Source organism: Kitasatospora sp. NPDC001539, from assembly GCF_040298565.1.
In the GTDB taxonomy this organism is placed as follows: Bacteria; Actinomycetota; Actinomycetes; order Streptomycetales; family Streptomycetaceae; genus Kitasatospora.
The window spans coordinates 1-15,986 of sequence record NZ_JBEPAK010000162.1 but is presented as its reverse complement, the minus strand read 5'-3'; the positions used below and the strand labels follow the sequence as shown (position 1 = coordinate 15,986).

Genomic DNA, 15,986 nt, shown 5'->3' with positions numbered 1-15,986 from the left:
CGTGCGCGTCCCGGGCCCTGCCGCTGCCGCCGGAGGCCGTCAGCCCGCCTTGTTCCACGGCTGGCCGGACATCAGTGCCTTGACATTGGCCACGTACTGCGGGTTCGGAATGACCAGGCTGCCGACGACCTCGCCCGTGGCCGGGTCGGTGACGGTGTTGTAGTGCACGTTGCCCGCGCCCGCGTTGTACGCGGAGATGACCAGGTCGAGCAGCGGCGTCTTGCCGGTGGCCGGGTCGGGGGAGAGGTCGTACTTGCCGCCGAAGGAGGAGTCGGCGTAGTAGGCGACCAGCCAGTCGAGCAGCTGGGTGCCGAGCTGGACGTTCCCGGTGAGAGTCTTGGGATCGGAGGTGGTGCCGAACTTTCCGTTCATCCAGCTGACCGTGTTCGGCATGACCTGCATGGTGCCGATCCCGCCGTCGCAGGCGAGGATGCCGGACTGCCAGCCGCTCTCCTGCCAGGCGATCGCCTTGACCAGGTTGACCGGCAGCGGCGGGAGCTTGTCGGTGCCGCCCAAGCTGAGGGTGAGCGACCGGGCCTGGCCCGCCGCCGCCGTCAGGGCTGCGGCGACGGCCGCCTTGGGCTCGTCGGGCTGCGGCTTGCTGGGCTGGCAGCCGCTCTGCAGCGGCGGGACGTGCGGCGCCGGCGGTGCGGGCGGCGGCGGGAGCGCCACCGCGCCGGGCTTGGCGGTCGGCACGGGCGCGGCGATGACGGGCTTGGCGACCGGCGGTTGGGTGGTGGGCGCGGCGGCCGCGTTGCCGGCGGCGGGCTTGGCGTTGCCCGGCTGGGTGCTCGGTGAGGCCTTCGCCGACCTGCCCGCCCCGGGGCTCGCGCTTGCGCTGCGCGAGGCGCTGGGGCCGCCCGTCGCGGAGTCGGTCGGCGTCGGGGCGGCGCTCGCGGACGGGCTCGCGCTGGGTGTGTCGGCCGGCGTGGCGGTCGCGGCCGTCGGCGGGGCGGCCGCCGTGTTCTGGCGGCCGTCGGTGTGCTCGGTGCCGCAGCCCGTGAGGACGGCGGTCGAGACGGCGGTGGCGGACACCAGGATCAGTGCCCGCCGGACGGTGCTCGGCTTCATGTGGTTCCCCCCACTTGTCGCCGGCGGTCCGGCGAGTGGCGGTCATCCTACGATGTGCCTACCGAGCCCGATGTGAACGGGTGGTCGAGCGCCGCCCGCAGCACCGTCGGAGCGGTGACCAGGGAGGGGCCGTACCAGGTCAGGTGCCGTCCGCTGACCAGCGCCGCCGGAACTCCCGGGAACGCCTCCGGGCCGTCCGCGGCGGTGAAGCGGTACGGCTCGTCCGGCAGCACCACCAAGTCCGGCCGTTTGGCGAGGAGTTCGGGCAGCGGCACGGCGGGGTAGCGCTCCGGGTGGTCGGCGTGGACGAGCCGCACGCCCAGGCGGCGCAGCAGGTCCCCGGCGAAGGTGTCGCGACCGAGCACCATCCACGGGCGGCGCCAGATCGGCACGACGGCCCGCGGACCGTCCGCCACCGGCCGTACGTCGCGCCAGGCCGCCTCCGCCTCGTCCAGCCAGGCCGGGCGGGGCAGCCCGCAGGCGGTGGTGAGCAGCCGGTCCAGCGAGCGGAACGCGTCGTCCAGGGTGCGGATGTCGGTGACCCACACCGGCACCCCGGCGGCCCGGAGCGCGTCCAGGTCGGGGCGCCGGTTCTCCTCGTCGTTGGCCAGCACCAGGTCCGGCCCGAGTGCGAGGACGCCCGGTACGTCCGGGTTCTTGGTGCCGCCGATCCGGCTGACGGCCAGGTCGGCGGGGTGGCTGCACCAGTTCGTGGCGCCGACCAGCAGACCGGTGGCGGTGGCGGCGACCGCCTCGGTCAGCGAGGGCACCAGCGAGACCACCCGGCGCGGCGGGTGCGGTCCGAGCGGCACGGGCAGGTCGAGGTCGTCGCGCGGCGCGGTGGGTTCGGCCATCCGGCCACCCTACGCGCCGGGCGCCGCCCGCCACGTCGAGCCGTCGTGGGAGGCCGGTCGGTGGCGCGGAAAGCGGAGATCCGGCGGGAACCGGCCGGGCATACCGTCCGACTACCTGGTCCGGGTCCGCAGCGTGGGCCCGCAGCACGATCACCGACCAGGAGAGTTGTCATGCGTCCTCGCGTTGTCTGCGGTATCGCGGCCGCCGTCGCCCTGTTCGCCACGGCCTGCGGAAGCGGCGGCGGGGGCGGGAACGCCTCCGTCACCGCCCAGGCCGCCCCGGCCGGGGGGTACCCCGTCAAGGTCGCCGACTGCGCCGGCAAGGAGACCGTGATCGCCAAGAGCCCGGCGCGGATCGTCACCAGCAACGCGGCCGGCCTGGAGATGCTGCTGCGCCTCGGCGCGGGCGACCGGGTCATCGGCACCGGCTTCCCGCCCGGCAAGGGCACCCTGCCGGCCGACCTCGCCGACCAGGGCGCGAAGGTGCCCGTGCTCGGCGACAAGACCATCCCCAAGGAGAAGCTGCTCGGCTCCGGCGCCGACCTGTACGTCGACACCTTCGGCGCGATGCCGATGATGGGAGGCGGCGCCACCGGGCCCGGCGAGGAGGAGTTCGCGGCGGCCGGGATCCAGCACGTCTACCTGCTGTCGACGGCCTGCGCCGGCACCCCGAAGGCCGCCAAGGCGCCGCGCACCGACCTCGCCGGGATCGAGGACGACCTCCGTCGGCTCGGGGCGGTCACCGGCACCGCCGCCCGCGCCGAGGAACTCGTCAGCGGGATGGAGCAGCGGATCGGCGAGGTCCGCACCGCGCTCGCCGGAGTGCCCGAGGACAAGCGGCCCGGCTACTTCGTCTTCGACTTCGACGCCGGCACCAAGCAGCCGGTGGCGGTCTGCGGCCGGCAGGTCGCCAACGCCGTGATCACCCTGGCCGGGGCCCGCAACGTGTTCGCGGACTGCGACGCCGACTTCAAAACCGGCTCCTGGGAGGACGTCGTCGCCAGGAACCCCGACTGGATCCAGCTGTCCGTGCGCAACCGGGGCACCGAGGAAGCCACCCGCAAGGCCTTCGACGACGCCGAGGCGTTCCTGCGGGGCTTCCCGGCGACCAAGGACCTCAAGGCCGTTCAGGAGGGCCACTTCGTGCGGCTCGGCTCCGAGGTGACCACCATCGCCGGGGTGCGCAACGCCGACGCGGTCCGGCAGATCGCCGCCGCCGTCCACCCCGACCTCGTCAAGAACGGTCAGTAGACGGTGACTCCGGCCCCCTCCGCCGGTACGGCGGCCGCCACTGGCACCGCCGCCGCCGCCGCTGCCGCTGCCGCTGCCGCCCCGCGCCCGGCCCGCACCCTGCGGGCCGGGCCGCTGGCCGCCGTGCTGACCGTCGCCCTGCTGCTCGCGCTGACCGCCGCCGTCTCGCTCGGCTCGGTGGACATCCCGCCCGGCGACGTCTGGTCCGTGGTCGCCCACCACCTCACCGGACGGGCCCCCGGCCCGGGCACCCACGACCTCATCGTGTGGCGGCTGCGGGTGCCGCGCGCCCTGTTGGCCGCCGTGGTGGGCGCCGGGCTCGGCCTGGTCGGCACCGCCGTACAGGCCCTGGTCCGCAACCCGCTCGCCGACCCCTACCTGCTCGGCATCTCCTCCGGAGCCTCCCTCGGGGCGGTCGCCACCATCGTCCTCGGCACCGCCCTCGGCATCGAACTCTCCTTCGGCAGCGCGCTCGGCCTCACCGTCTCCCTGGCGGCGTTCGCCGGCGCGCTCGCCGCGTTCTCCCTGGTCTGGCTGATGGCCCGGCGCGGCGGAGGTTTCTCCCCGCTGCGGTTGGTCCTGGCGGGCATCGGCATCGCCCAGTTCCTCGGCGGCATCACCAGCTACCTCGTCCTGCAGACCCGCGACGAACAGCAGACCCGGGGCGTGCTGTTCTGGCTCATGGGCAGCCTCGGCGGTGCCGTCTGGGCCCAACTCGCCGTCCCGGCGGTGGCGGTGGCCGCCGGTCTGGCGCTCCTCCAGGCCCGCGCCCGGGGACTCAACGCGATGCTGATGGGCGACGAGACCGCCGCCGGACTCGGCGTGGACGTCACCCGGCTGCGCCGCGAGGTGTTCGTCGTCACCAGCGTCCTCACCGGCGTGCTGGTCGCCGTCTCCGGCGCGATCGGCTTCGTCGGGCTCATGGTGCCGCACGTCTGCCGGCTGCTCGTCGGAGGCGACCACCGGCGGCTGCTACCGCTCTCCGCGCTCACCGGTGCCGTGCTGCTGGTCGTCGTCGACACCGTGGCCCGCACCGCCCTGGACGGCCAGGAACTGCCGATCGGCGTCGTCACCGCGGTGCTCGGCGCGCCCACCCTGCTCTACCTGCTGGACCGACGACTGGAGCGCAGTTGAGGATCGCCATCGAGGACCTGAGCGTCGCCCTCGCCGGCCGGACGGTGCTGGCCGGGGTCCACCTGGTCGCCGCGGAAGGCGAGATCGCCGGGCTGGTCGGGCCCAACGGCAGCGGCAAGTCCAGCCTGCTGCGCACCGTCTACCGGCACCTGCGGCCGAGCGTCGGCCGGGTGCTGCTGGCCGGGCGCGACCTCGCCGCCCTGCGGCCCGCGCAGTCCGCCCGGCACATCGGCGCGCTGCCCCAGGAGCGCGGCGGCGACTTCGAGCTGAGCGTGCGCGAGGTGGTCGCGATGGGCCGCACCCCGTACAAGCGGGCCTTCGCGGCCGACGACGCCGAGGACCACCGGATCACCGCCGAGGCGCTGGCCCGGGTCGGCATGGCCGAGGCCGCCGACCGCCGGTTCGCCCAACTCTCCGGCGGCGAACGGCAGCGGGTGCTGCTCGCCCGTGCGCTCGCCCAGCAGCCGGACGTCCTGGTCCTGGACGAGCCGACCAACCACCTGGACGTCCGGCACCAGGTCGAACTCCTCGCCCTGCTCCGGGAGCAGCGCCGCACCACCCTGGTCGCGCTGCACGACCTCAACGCCGCGGCCTCGGTCTGCGACCGGCTGCACGTCCTGCACCGGGGCACCCTGGTGGCGTCCGGGCCACCGCGCGAGGTGCTGACCGCCGACCTGCTGGCCGAGGTCTTCGGCGTCCGGGCCGCCGTGGTCGAGCACCCGCTCACCGGCGATCCGCTGATCGCCTTCGACCACCGCAGCCCGGCGGACGCCGTCGCGCCGGGCTAGACGAGCAGTTCCGAAGTCGGCTGGGTCTGCGGGTTCTGCTCCGGACGTGGAGGAAGGGTGTCCGGCACCGGGTTGTGACGACCGAAGAGCTGGACACCCTTCTGACGGCACTCCACGTGCCGATCGATGATCACCTGCCCCGAGCACCGTGGTCGGGCTGTCACACCGTGCGCCGCTCCGCCCTGGCCGGCTACGGCTACAGCCGCTCGCATCCATGCTGGTTCCGGGGCCTGAAGCTGCACCTCGGGTGCACCCCGGGCGGGCTGCCCGTCACCTGGGCCCTGGCCGGCCCGAGCTCACTGATCGCCCACGACCACGGCCCGACATCGGAACTACTCGTCCAGGGCCCGGTCCGGAGACGGGCTCCAGCGACTCCCGCCGCTCTGCGGCCTCCCGTGGCCGTCGCTCTCGTAGTGGCTCGGCCGGCCCTCGCGCAGGACCAGCCGGCCGAGCCGCGCCGCCTCCTCGTTGCGGCGCAACTCCCACGTCCCGTCCGGTCGGTGGAGCACCGCCGAGTGCCAGGGCGTCATCCAGGCGTCGGCCGCCGCCAGCAGCCGGATGCCGAACTTAGGCGCCCCGGCCGGCTGCGGGTGGATGGACAGCCGGACCGCCCGCGGGTGCTGCTCGGCGATCAACTCGCCCCAGGCGCGGCTGCGCTGGATCACCCCGTACGCGCGGCGACGGCACTCCCGCTGGAGGGCCGACCTGGTGCCCGGGAAGTCGGCGGTGTCCTCGGTGAGGAAGCGGGTGATGCCCCGGTAGAGCCGCAGCGTCTCCTCCTCGGTCAGGACCTGCTCGCGCAACTCCTCGACACCGGGCGCGTACCGCTCGTGCACCAGGGCGCGCTTCTCGTCGTACGGCAGGTCGCCGAGCACCGCCCGCAGGTCGAAGGTGGCGAGGTGGCGCAGGCCCTCGCGTTCGATCATCGCGGTCAACGCGTCCGAGTACTCGTCGATGTGCTCGTCGGAGACGTTGATCAGGTCGCCGAAGACGTGCCCGTCCGAGCAGATCAGGATCCGCGCGCCGGGCGGGTGGATCCGGCCTATCCGGGCGCACAGGTCGTCCAGGAAGGTCAGCGACAGCCGTTCGCCCTCGTCGGGCAGGTGGCCCAGCACCTTCGCCGGGTTCGGCGACTTGCACGGGAACCCCGGCAGGGTGAACACGATCGGCTCGCCGGCGTCGATGATGTCGGCCAACTGGGCGAGCTGGAAGGGGAAGTGCTCGGGCCGGGCGTCGAGATCCGGATCGGAGGCGCGGCGGTGCGGCAGCAGCAGGCTCAGGACGCGGGCGGCGAGCTGGGCCGTCGACCGCTGCTCGGCGGTGCGGGTGACGGCGGGGGCGGTGCCGACGAGCGGCATGATCGGTTCTCCTCCACGGATTGGGGCGGACGGGCGGACGGGCGGGTGGGCGTACGGGCGTGGGGCGGGTGGAGCCGGCTGCGTGAGGCCGGCGGGGGGCTGCCCGGTTCGCGGGCTGGGCGCAGGCGCCGGGTACTCGGACGCCGGGTACTCAGACGCGCCGGTCGTAGGCGACCGGCAGCCGGTTGACCCCGCGGGCCAGGACGGCGGGGATCCAGGCGAGTTCGTCCAGGCCGTCCCCGGCCGTGTCGGCGGGGCGCAGCCCGGGCAGCCGGCTGAGCAGGGTGGCGACGGCGACCTGGAGTTCGGCCCTGGCCAGGGCCGCGCCCGGGCAGTAGTGGATGCCGTGGCCGAAGGCCAGGTGGGCGTTGGGGGTGCGGTCGAGGTCGAGGCTGTCGGCCTCGGGGAACTGCAGTCCGTCGCGGTTCGCGGCGCAGAGCGAGACGATCACCGAGTCGCCGGCGGGGACGCGGGTGCCGAACAGGTCGCTGTCCTCGGCGAAGAACCGCCAGGTGGTGAGCTCGAACGCGGCGTCGTGGCGGAGCAGTTCCTCCACCGCGCGGGCGAGCCGGCCGGGTTCGTCGAGGCTCCCGCGCAGTGCGGCGAGCTGCTCGGGGTGGCGCAGCAGGGTGATCAGCATGGTGGTGATCTGGTTGGTGACCGGCTCCTGCCCGGCGACCAGCAGCTGGAACACCATCGAGTCGAGCTCCTCGCGGCTCAGCCCGCCCTCGTCGTGGGCCGCGACCAGCCGGCCGAGCAGGTCCTCGTCCTCCGCCCAGCCGGGGGCCCGGGAGTCGGCGCGCTTGCGCCGCACGACGTCGGCGATGTACGTCTGCAGGCCGCGCAGCCGTGCCTCGTACGCGGGCCGGCCCGGGTCCTGCGGCCCGACGGGCTGCACCACCTTGCCCCAGTCGCGGTCGAACCGGCTCGCCAGGTCCTCGGGCAGGCCGATGACTTCGGCCAGCACCCGGAACGGGTAGTGGGCCGCGAAGCCCGCCACCAGGTCGGCGCCGCCGGTGGCGGGCAGCCCGTCGACCAGGGCGTCCGCGAGCTCCCGCAGCCGCGGGCGCAGCGCCTCCACCCGGCGCGGGGCGAAGGCGTCCAGGACCAGCCGGCGCATCGCGGTGTGCTCGGGCGGGTCCTGGTGCAGCAGGTGGACCTGGAGCTGGGAGTGCTGCGGCTCGGGCATGATCGACGCCAGTCGGCGCCAGTTCTCGTTGCCCAGGCGGTGGTTCTTGCCCAGGCGGGGGTCGTTGAGGGTCGCGTGGGCGGCCCGGTAGCCGGTGACCAGCCAGGCGTGGATGCCGCTGGGGAACTCCACCCGGTGCACCGGCCCGGTCTCGCGCAGCCGGCGGTAGAGCGGGTACGGGTCGCTCTTGTAGGCCGGGCCGTACAGCGGGACGGGCCCGGGGGCGTCGCGGTCGTGCCCGTACGGGCAGCGCGGTGCCTCGGGGGCGGGCCCGGTCGTGGCCGGGTCGTGGACGGTGTCGGTCATGGGTGGACTTCCTCCGGTGGTGCGGATACGGGTGCTGCCGCCGCGGTCTGCGGGCGTCGGTGCAGTGCGAGCAGGAGCACGGCGGTGGCGGCGACCGCGGCGGCGAGGGCGATGCCCGAACGGGTGCCCGTGGTGGCGCGGTCGCCCGCCAGGGCCGCGGCGGTGGCCAGGGCCGGGCCGAGGGCGAAGCCGAGGCTGCGGGCGAGTTGGACGGTGGAGCCGGCGGTGGCCAGTTTCGCGGGCGGGGAGGCGGACATCACGAGCGCCTGGGTGGGGCCGCCGTTGAGCCCCATCCCGGCACCGGCGACGGCGAGCCGCGCGGCGATGCCGGGCGCGGACCAGTCGGCGCCCACCGGGACGAGCAGCGCCAGTCCGACCGTGGTGACGGCGGCGCCGGTGAGGGCCGTCGGCCGGGCACCCCAGCGGTCGGCCAAGCGGCCGCCGAGCCGACCGGCCAGCACCATCCCGAGCGGGAAGGCCAGCATGGTCAGCGCGGTGGCGGTGGCGCTCTCACCCAGCGGCCCGCGCAGGTGCTGCACCAGCAGGTACTGGCAGGCCGCGAAACCGGCGGCGAGCGCGAGCACCGAGGCGTTCACCCCGGCGGTCCCGGCTGCCCGCAGCACCTCGGCCACCGGCCGGCCGCCGGGGCGGCGCAGCCACAGCAGCGCCAGGGGTACGGCGGGCAGCGCCAGCAGCAGCCACTGCGGGGCCCGCGGCGCCAGGGTGAGGGCGAGCAGGACGGCGGCCACCGCGGCGCCGATCAGGGTGGCGTCCCCGAGCGACCTGCGGTCCGGCGGGCGGAGTCCTCCGCGCCGCGGGGCGTCCCGCCGCACGATCAGGACGGCCGCCAGGCAGACCGGCAGTTTGACCAGGAAGACCGCCCGCCAGCCGAGGTGGTCCAGCAGCAGGCCGCCGACCACCGGACCGGTGACGGCGCCGAGCGGGCCGAGCGTCGCGGGCACGCTCATCGCCCGTCCGCGCAGCTCGGGCCGGACGGACGTCGCCGCCAGGACCGGCATCAGGACGAACAGCACGGCTCCGAAGGCGCCTTGCAGCAGTCGCGCCGCGATCAGCCACCCCGCCCACGGGGCGAGCGCGGCCAGCACGCTGCAGCCGGCGAAGCAGCCGACCGCGAGCAGCAGCGCGGACCGGGTGCCGACCTGGTCCAGCCACCGCCCGGCGGGCAGGAGCAGGGCCACGAGGGGGAGTTGGTAACCGAGGACGGCCCACTGGGCGACCCCGGGGGAGACGTGCAGGCCGGCGGATATGTCGGTGAGCGCCAGGTTGACCACGTTCATGTCGAGCATCGCGACGAACGAGAGCAGCCCGGCGGCCACGACCAGGCTCCACCGGTCGGCCTGCATGGACTGATGCGTCGTCAGGTCGGCCGTAGTGGACGGTGGTTGTGCCGACATGGAGTCCTCCGTTCCCCCGCTGCTGGACCGGGCACCGCCTCGGCGGCGGGGTCCGGTACAGCAGTCGGGGGCGCGGGGGCTCCGGTTCCGAACACTTGGGGGAATTTTTCACGGAGGGGGTGAGGGGCGCTGCTCAGCAGGCTGCCGCGAGCTCCCCGGCCTCGGCCGCCCGCAGCCGGGCGACCAGTTCCTCGCGGGCCCGGGCCACTCGGGAGCGGACGGTGCCGACCGGGCAACCCGCGACCTCGGCCGCCTCGGCGTAGCTCAGCCCGACCACCTGGGTCAGCACGAAGGCCTCCCGGCGCTGCGCCGGCACCCGGTCGAGAAGGTCCCCGAGGGCGATGCCGTCCTCGAAGCCCGCCGTCCGGCTGTCCCCCTGCCGCTCCGCCGCCTCCTGCCAGTCCGGCAGCGCCGCGCAGCGCGGCCGGGCGGCGGCCGTCCGGTACCGGTCGATCACCGTGCGCCGGGCGATGGACAGCAGCCAGGTGCGGGCCGAGGAGCGCCCGGCGAAGGCGGGCAGGCTGCGCAGGGCCCGCAGGAAGGTCTCCTGGGCGAGGTCGTCCGCGGACTGGACGTCCGTCAGGTGGGCGACGAAGCGCCACACGTCCCGCTGGGTCGCGCGGACGAAGGCCTCGACGTCCGCCGCGCGGCCGGAGCGGGCGGTCAGCGCGAGCGCGGTGAGCTGGTCGTCATCCACGACGGCCTCCCGCGCGAGTCCCCGTCCGGGCCGCTGCCCGGGCCTTCGTCCGGGCCCCCGTCCCGGCGTGTGGGCCGTGCGGGACGATGGTCATATGAGATGCGCGCAATTCCGTACCGCTCTGTCCGCCCGGCTGGACGGTGAGCCGAGCGGCCTGTCGGACACCCGGCTGGACAAGCACCTCGCGCGCTGCACCGGCTGCCGGGAGTGGCTGGAGCGCGCCGAACGGCTGCGCGGCCGGGTGCGGGCGAGCGCCGCCGAGGGGCCGTCGCCGGAGTGGTCGGCCGGGCTGCTGGCCGGGCTGGGGGAGCAAGGCCCGTTCGGTCGCGCTCCGCAGGGGCCGCAGGATGCGGGGCTCGCGGGGGGCGTGGAGCGGTAGGACGGTGGCGCCGGCCAGAGCCGGTGCGCCGTCGAAGTGAGGCATGGCAGGGTCCCGAGAAGAAGGCGGGAGCGGCGAGCCGCGCAGGGCGGTGCCGCAGGCGTCCAGGGGCGCTCGCGTGGCACGGCGCGCCCCGCGCGGGAGGCGTCGGCGAACGCGGGCCCGAGCCCCGACGGCGCGGTGCGCCCGCCCCACGGCGGCGCAGCGGCACGAGGCGCTGCGGCGGTGGGCCGGGCGGTGCGGCACGGCGGGGCGACCTGCCCGCCACGGGAGTCCCGGCAACGGCCGGGATCGGCTGGGGTCGGCCGGGATCGGCCGGTCAGCCGGGAATCGACCGGAACCGGTCGGGGGTCAGCGCGGCGGGCGCGTCAGCAGGCGAGACCGAACGCCGGCGGCCCGCGCCGGACGAGGGCATGGCTGAGCAGCGCCGACCGGGGCAGCCGGACCGGTCGGCGGGCGGGCCGGGGCGGCGTCGGCGGACGGTACCCGAAGGGGCCGGCGAACAGGGCCAGCAGCGGGAGCAGCAGCGCCCCCGCGACCACGCCCCCGAGCGCGCCGAGCAGCTCGAAGAGCCGCACCAGGGCCACGTCGCCGCGCCAGAGCAGCAGCGCACAGGCCAGCGCCGCCAGCACGTGGGCGACGGCCATCCCCGGCGACATGCCGTGGGCCATTCCGTGGGCCATGCCGTCGGACACGCCCCCGGGGAGTCCGTGGGCCACGCCGCCGGGCACCCCGCCGGACGCCCCCGCGGGCATCGCGTGCGACATGCCGGGCATGTCCATGGTTCCGGACATGACCGTCATCCCGGACACGCCCGTGTCCGCGGCCATCCCGTCGGCCGCGCCGGCCGCCGCCCCGTAGCCGTGGTGCATCCCCGCCATCGGCGGCAGAGCGCCGGTCGTCGGCGGGGCGTCCGGGTCGAGCCCGGCCATCCTCGCCAGCTCGACGGGGGAGAGTCCGCCCGGCACGCGGGCCGGGTTGCAGAGCAGCAGGGCCGTCCAGTCCGTGCCGGAGAGCCGGCCGAGGCCACCGCTCCCGCGGCCGGACGACCCGGCCTGCTCGAACAGCAGGTGCAGCGCGCTCTGCGCCACGACCATCCAGGCGCTGATCACCCGGAGCCCGCGCCGCTGCCCGGCCAGCAGCCAGGTCAGGCCGAGGACCGCCGCGAGCGCGCCGAGCAGCACGGCCGGCGAGACCCCGGCCCCGCCCATGGCGACGTGCGCCGTGGCGGCCATCGCCACGCACAGCGCGGCGAAGACCGCGGCGCGCAGCAGGCGGATCCGGTCGGTCATCACGATGGCACTCATCGTCGCACCCGCCCTGCCGGCCTCGGACCGCACCCTCCGGTATTGGCCGGTTCCGTCGCGTGAGACCATGCCCGACCCCTCGGCGGCGGCCCGGCGGACCGGGCCCTCGGCGGCGGCCCTGCCGGGTCGGGCAGCGGCCTCCCGCGACGGCGGGTGAGCCGATCAACCGCTCATACCACCCTTCGGCGGCTCGGTCGATGCGGCTTGACAGCACACACCCCGTGCTCACTAACTGTGCACACGTCGCCACGCCATGTGCGTCCCGGGCGGCGCCCAACGGACCGACGCAGGAGGCACCTGATGAACACCCCGGCGGAGACTTCCCCCTCGACCTCCGCCGACCCCGCACCGTCCGGCCCCGCGGTTCCCAACCCCGCAGCGTCCGGTTCGGCAGGCTCCGGTCCTGACCTCGCCGACCCGCGCTTCTGGCAGCTGCCCGCCGCCGTGCGGTCCGCCGCCTTCGCCGAGCTGCGCCGCCGGCCCGCCCCGGCGTACTTCGGCGAACGCGCCACCGGCCGGGGCTTCCACGCGCTCGTGCGGCACGCCGACGTGGTCGAGGCCAGCCGCACCCCCGCGGTCTTCCTCTCCGGCCCCGGCGTGACCACCCCCGAGCCGGCCCGCTGGGTGCGGGTGCTCTTCGGCGACTCGATGGTCAACCTGGACGCGCCCCGCCACGCCCAGCTGCGTCGGATCGTCTCGCAGGCCTTCACCCCGAGGCTGCTCGGCCGGGTCGAGGAGGACGTCCACCGGATCGCCACCGCCCTGGTGGACGAGGTCGAGCGGAGCCGGCCCGAGGACTTCGTCGGCGCGGTCGCCGCCCAGCTCCCGTTCCAGGTGATCTGCACCATGATGGGCATCCCCGAGGAGCCGCGCCGGGCCATCCTCGCGCTGGTCGACCGCAGCTCCGCGGACATCGGAGTGGCCCGTCCGCGCCGCCGGCTCCGGGTACCCGGCCGCGGGCTGGCGGCGCTCGCCCGGATGCAGGGCATCGTCGCCGGGATCGGTCGAGAGCGCCGCCGCCGGCCGGCCGAGGACCTGATCTCCGCACTGGTCACCGCCGACGTCGACGGCCGGCGGCTGACCGGCCGAGAGCTCGGCGCCTTCTTCACCCTGCTGCTGGTCGCCGGGGTGGAGACCACCCGCAACGCGCTGTCCCACGGCCTGCACCTGCTGACCGCGCACCCCGAGCAGCGTGCCCTGCTCCTCGGCGACCTGGACGGACGGCTCGACGGCGCGGTGGACGAGATCGTGCGCCACTCCACGCCGATCATCCAGTTCCGCCGCACCCTCGCCGTGGACCACGAGCTGGGCGGCCCGGGCGGCCCGCTGCTGCGGGCCGGGGAGAAGGTCGCGCTCTACTACGGCTCGGCCAACCGCGACGAGACGGTCTTCCCCGACCCGGACGCCTTCGACATCACCCGCAGCCCCAACCCCCACCTCGGCTTCGGCGGGGGCGGACCGCACTACTGCCTCGGCGCCCACCTGGCCCGGCAGGAGATGGCGGTGCTGCTGCGCGAGCTGTACACCCGGCTGCCCGCGGTCCGGTCCGTCGGAGAGCCGGACCTCGTCCCGTCCAGCTTCGACCACCGGATCCGCTCGCTGCGCTTCACCTTCTGAGCCCCGGCCCCGGGACCCGGTCCGCACGGCCCCGGGCCGGTTCCGAACCCCGGTCCGGCTTCGAGCCCCTGCCGCGCGGGCAGTCCGGATCCGTACCGAGGTCCGCCCACCCGGCACACGAGACGGTGACCCGGTGGCGGGCAGCGGGCCGCCCACCGACCGCCTCGTGCCGGGGCCTGGTGGCGGGCGTCACGGCGGGGGACCGGGAAGCGGAGCAGAATGCGGGACATGACCGATCGTCCGATGCCGTCCGAGCACGCGTCCGCGTCCGAGCCCGCACCCGAGACCGGCTCCGTTCCCGCCGGCGGGCCCGAGCCCGAGCCCACCGACCGCCCGACCGCCGACGCCTGGGCCGCGCTCGGCGGACCGGCCGAGCTCCTGGCGCGCGTGGGCTTCCACGGCCCGCAGGACGTCCTGCCCTCGGGACTGCCGGTGCGCCGGCTCGCCCGGGCGACGGTGGCCGCCTGCTCGCTGGCCGCCGCCGAGCTGGCCGCGTACCGCGCCGGCGGGTCCGTCCCGGCCGTCCGGGTGGACGAGGGGGCCGTCGCCACCGCGTTCGTCAGCGAGCGGCACCTCACCGTCGGCGGCCGCGCACCCGTCACCTTCGCCCCGCACTCGGGGTTCTGGCGGGCCGCCGACGGCTGGGTCCGCACCCACGCGAACTATCCGCACCACCGCGCCCGGCTGCTCGCCGCCCTCGACCTCGACCCGGAGGCCGGGCCCGAGCAGCTCGCCGCGGTGCTCGGCAAGCTCCCGGCCGAGCAGGTACAGGAGCGCGCGTACGCAGCGGGGGCGCTCGCCGTGGCGGTCGCGCCGGTGAGTGCGACCGTGCACCCCCTGGTGGAGTCCCGGGATTCCGGCATCGCGACCGCCCGTCCCCTCGGGGCGGCCCCGGTGGACCGGCCCGCCGCCGGCGTCCGGGTGCTCGACCTCACCCGGGTCATCGCCGGACCGGTCGCCACCCGCACCCTCGCCCTGCTCGGCGCCGACGTCCTGCGGATCGACTCGCCCCGGCTGCCCGAGGCCGACGACGCCCACGCGGACACCGGCTTCGGCAAGCGCTCCACCTGCCTCGACCTGGCCGAGCCCGGGGACCGCGCCGTCTTCGAGGGCCTGCTCGCCACCGCCGACGTCGTCGTCACCGCCTACCGCCCCGGCGCCCTCGACGCCCACGGCCTCGCCCCGGACGCCCTGCTCGCCCGCCGGCCCGACCTGATCGTCGCCCAGCTCTGCGCCTGGGGCTGGTCCGGGCCCTGGTCCGGCCGCCGGGGCTTCGACAGCCTGGTCCAGGCCGGTGTCGGCATCGCCGCCCACGAGGCGGGACCCGACGGCCACCCGGGCGTCCTGCCCGCCCAGGCCCTCGACCACGGCACCGGCTACCTGATCGCCGCCGCCGTCCTGCGCGCCCTCACCGACCAGCGGACCCGCCGCCCCGGCGGCCGCCACCTGCGCTTCTCCCTGGCCGGCACCGCCTCGTGGCTGCTGCACGGCATCGAGCTTGACGCGCCCGCCGAGGCGCGGCACGGCGCCGAACCCTACGACCCGTCACGCTGGCTCGCCGAGACCGACTCGGCGTACGGCCGGCTGCGGCACGCCCTGCCGCCCATCGGCTACGAAGGCGGCCCCGCCGACTGGGCCCGTCCGCCCGGGCGCTGGGGGACCGACGCGCCGGCGTGGCACTGACGATCGGGCGAGCCCTCGGGCGAGCTCCCGGGCGAGCGACGGGTCCGGTGCTCGGGGGAGCCGCCCGGAAGACTCCCCCGGAACAGCCGTCCGGGGGCGCGGCCGGGGCCGTCGGTGGCCTGTGGCAGCATCCTGCGCATGACCGCCGCACACGCCGCCGACTACACCTGGTTCGACAAGCGCTACCCCGCCCTGGGCGAGGCCTACTGCCTCACCCAGGTCGAGGGCATCGACGCGAGCGAACTGCTCCGCCGCTTCGACGCCCTGACCGGCCGGGAGGTCACCGGGCTCGACGCGGTGCTCGCCGCCTGGGAGGCCTTCGAGGACGGGGAGGACGAGGAGGCCGAGGAGTTGTTCGACGCGGACGAGGAGCGCGTCCTCGTCGCCGTCACCGAACTCGACGGCTGGGCCCTCGCGGTCGAGCCGTACGGCTACCTCGGCAGCCTGAACGAGGTCGTCCCCCGGCTCGCCGAGGGCACCCGGCTGGTCTCGCACTTCCGGAACGTCAACGCGGTGGACCACTTCCACTGGTGGGAGCAGGGCACCTGCCGGCTGGACTTCGAGCCGCTCTTCGCCGGCGAGCGGCACGGCACGGACGCCGAAGCGCCGGGCACCGCGGAACTGCTGACGGCCTGCGGCTTCGAACTGGACGGGGAGAACGGCGACCTGCACACCGAGGCCGCGTTCGCCCTCGCCGAGCGGCTGACGGACGTCCGGCTCGGCCCGGACCGGCTGGAGGCCGCCACCTTCCGGCTCGGCTACGCGCCCCGGCCGTGACGGCGGGGCGGCAGCGGGGGTGCCGCGTCCGGTAGCCGGCGAGTGAGCCCAGCCGGTCGCGGCGGCCCGGCCGGGCGCGGGCCCGGCCGGTCAGGCCCCCGACGGGAGCTGCTTGGCGTGGGCGTGCACCCGGATGGCCGTCGCGATCTCGACCACGCCG

General features: G+C 75.9%; 14 protein-coding genes and 1 pseudogene. 8 read left to right on the top strand and 7 right to left on the bottom strand.

Going from position 1 to position 15,986, the window contains the following annotated elements; all coding sequences use genetic code 11:
• Window positions 1-39: 39 nt before the first annotated feature.
• Window positions 40-1,071, bottom strand: coding sequence for a transglycosylase SLT domain-containing protein (locus ABT247_RS23010; protein WP_350745044.1), 1,032 nt, complete (start codon window positions 1,069-1,071; stop codon window positions 40-42).
• A gap of 47 nt (window positions 1,072-1,118) precedes the next feature.
• Entirely contained in the window at window positions 1,119-1,925 is an 807-nt protein-coding gene (locus ABT247_RS23005; protein ID WP_350745042.1) for a helical backbone metal receptor, read from the bottom strand.
• 171 nt (window positions 1,926-2,096) lie between these two features.
• On the opposite strand from ABT247_RS23005, the gene ABT247_RS23000 reads away from it, so the two are divergent.
• The 4 genes and pseudogenes from ABT247_RS23000 to ABT247_RS22985 all read left to right on the top strand — a co-directional run.
• On the top strand, window positions 2,097-3,176 hold the full coding sequence (locus ABT247_RS23000) for an ABC transporter substrate-binding protein (RefSeq protein WP_350745040.1): 1,080 nt from the start codon (window positions 2,097-2,099) through the stop codon (window positions 3,174-3,176).
• A gap of 99 nt (window positions 3,177-3,275) precedes the next feature.
• Entirely contained in the window at window positions 3,276-4,310 is a 1,035-nt protein-coding gene (locus ABT247_RS22995; RefSeq protein ID WP_350745046.1) for a FecCD family ABC transporter permease, read from the top strand.
• Window positions 4,307-5,098, top strand: a complete 792-nt coding sequence (locus ABT247_RS22990) for an ABC transporter ATP-binding protein (RefSeq protein ID WP_350745038.1) — start codon at window positions 4,307-4,309, stop codon at window positions 5,096-5,098. Before ABT247_RS22995 ends, ABT247_RS22990 begins: the two co-directional genes overlap by 4 nt.
• A gap of 164 nt (window positions 5,099-5,262) precedes the next feature.
• Window positions 5,263-5,391, top strand: a pseudogene (locus ABT247_RS22985) (IS982 family transposase); the annotation flags it as partial.
• A gap of 39 nt (window positions 5,392-5,430) precedes the next feature.
• Here ABT247_RS22985 and ABT247_RS22980 read toward each other — a convergent pair.
• The 4 genes from ABT247_RS22980 to ABT247_RS22965 all read right to left on the bottom strand — a co-directional run bounded on the left by ABT247_RS22980 (window position 5,431) and on the right by ABT247_RS22965 (window position 10,063).
• Complete coding sequence (locus tag ABT247_RS22980) at window positions 5,431-6,456, bottom strand: L-tyrosine/L-tryptophan isonitrile synthase family protein (protein ID WP_350745036.1); 1,026 nt, start codon at window positions 6,454-6,456, stop codon at window positions 5,431-5,433.
• Window positions 6,457-6,607: 151 nt separating this feature from the next.
• Entirely contained in the window at window positions 6,608-7,951 is a 1,344-nt protein-coding gene (locus ABT247_RS22975; protein WP_350745035.1) for a cytochrome P450 family protein, read from the bottom strand.
• A complete protein-coding gene (locus ABT247_RS22970; protein ID WP_350745033.1) occupies window positions 7,948-9,315 on the bottom strand; it encodes an MFS transporter in 1,368 nt (455 codons plus the stop codon). The genes ABT247_RS22975 and ABT247_RS22970 overlap by 4 nt, the downstream gene beginning before the upstream one ends.
• 184 nt (window positions 9,316-9,499) lie before the next feature.
• Window positions 9,500-10,063 (bottom strand): sigma-70 family RNA polymerase sigma factor, encoded by a 564-nt coding sequence (locus tag ABT247_RS22965; RefSeq protein ID WP_350745031.1) that lies wholly within the window; start codon window positions 10,061-10,063, stop codon window positions 9,500-9,502.
• A gap of 94 nt (window positions 10,064-10,157) precedes the next feature.
• Between ABT247_RS22965 and ABT247_RS22960 the strand changes: the two genes are divergently transcribed.
• Complete coding sequence (locus ABT247_RS22960) at window positions 10,158-10,442, top strand: zf-HC2 domain-containing protein (protein ID WP_350745029.1); 285 nt, start codon at window positions 10,158-10,160, stop codon at window positions 10,440-10,442.
• A 368-nt stretch (window positions 10,443-10,810) separates the two neighbouring features.
• On the opposite strand, the gene ABT247_RS22955 is transcribed toward ABT247_RS22960, so the two are convergent.
• A complete protein-coding gene (locus ABT247_RS22955) occupies window positions 10,811-11,749 on the bottom strand; it encodes a hypothetical protein (RefSeq protein WP_350745027.1) in 939 nt (312 codons plus the stop codon).
• A gap of 300 nt (window positions 11,750-12,049) precedes the next feature.
• On the opposite strand from ABT247_RS22955, the gene ABT247_RS22950 reads away from it, so the two are divergent.
• The 3 genes from ABT247_RS22950 (at window position 12,050) to ABT247_RS22940 (ending at window position 15,826) form a co-directional block, all read left to right on the top strand.
• Window positions 12,050-13,366, top strand: a complete 1,317-nt coding sequence (locus ABT247_RS22950) for a cytochrome P450 (RefSeq protein ID WP_350745025.1) — start codon at window positions 12,050-12,052, stop codon at window positions 13,364-13,366.
• 228 nt (window positions 13,367-13,594) lie between these two features.
• Entirely contained in the window at window positions 13,595-15,049 is a 1,455-nt protein-coding gene (locus tag ABT247_RS22945; RefSeq protein WP_350745023.1) for a CoA transferase, read from the top strand.
• Window positions 15,050-15,187: 138 nt separating this feature from the next.
• Window positions 15,188-15,826 carry a DUF6461 domain-containing protein gene (locus tag ABT247_RS22940; protein ID WP_350745021.1) on the top strand — a complete coding sequence of 213 codons (639 nt, stop codon included), beginning with the start codon at window positions 15,188-15,190 and terminating at the stop codon, window positions 15,824-15,826.
• The last annotated feature ends 160 nt before the right edge of the window (window positions 15,827-15,986 follow it).

What these genes read in the sequence shown, in the direction of transcription:
- ABT247_RS22970 (WP_350745033.1), bottom strand. Translation starts at nt 9,315, where the DNA reads ATGCAGGCCGACCGGTGGAGCCTGGTCGTGGCCGCCGGGCTGCTCTCG.
- ABT247_RS22955 (WP_350745027.1), bottom strand. Translation starts at nt 11,749, where the DNA reads ATGAGTGCCATCGTGATGACCGACCGGATCCGCCTGCTGCGCGCCGCG.
- ABT247_RS22960 (WP_350745029.1), top strand. Translation starts at nt 10,158, where the DNA reads ATGAGATGCGCGCAATTCCGTACCGCTCTGTCCGCCCGGCTGGACGGT.
- ABT247_RS22980 (WP_350745036.1), bottom strand. Translation starts at nt 6,456, where the DNA reads ATGCCGCTCGTCGGCACCGCCCCCGCCGTCACCCGCACCGCCGAGCAG.
- ABT247_RS22940 (WP_350745021.1), top strand. Translation starts at nt 15,188, where the DNA reads ATGACCGCCGCACACGCCGCCGACTACACCTGGTTCGACAAGCGCTAC.
- ABT247_RS22950 (WP_350745025.1), top strand. Translation starts at nt 12,050, where the DNA reads ATGAACACCCCGGCGGAGACTTCCCCCTCGACCTCCGCCGACCCCGCA.
- ABT247_RS23005 (WP_350745042.1), bottom strand. Translation starts at nt 1,925, where the DNA reads ATGGCCGAACCCACCGCGCCGCGCGACGACCTCGACCTGCCCGTGCCG.
- ABT247_RS23010 (WP_350745044.1), bottom strand. Translation starts at nt 1,071, where the DNA reads ATGAAGCCGAGCACCGTCCGGCGGGCACTGATCCTGGTGTCCGCCACC.
- ABT247_RS23000 (WP_350745040.1), top strand. Translation starts at nt 2,097, where the DNA reads ATGCGTCCTCGCGTTGTCTGCGGTATCGCGGCCGCCGTCGCCCTGTTC.
- ABT247_RS22975 (WP_350745035.1), bottom strand. Translation starts at nt 7,951, where the DNA reads ATGACCGACACCGTCCACGACCCGGCCACGACCGGGCCCGCCCCCGAG.
- ABT247_RS22945 (WP_350745023.1), top strand. Translation starts at nt 13,595, where the DNA reads ATGACCGATCGTCCGATGCCGTCCGAGCACGCGTCCGCGTCCGAGCCC.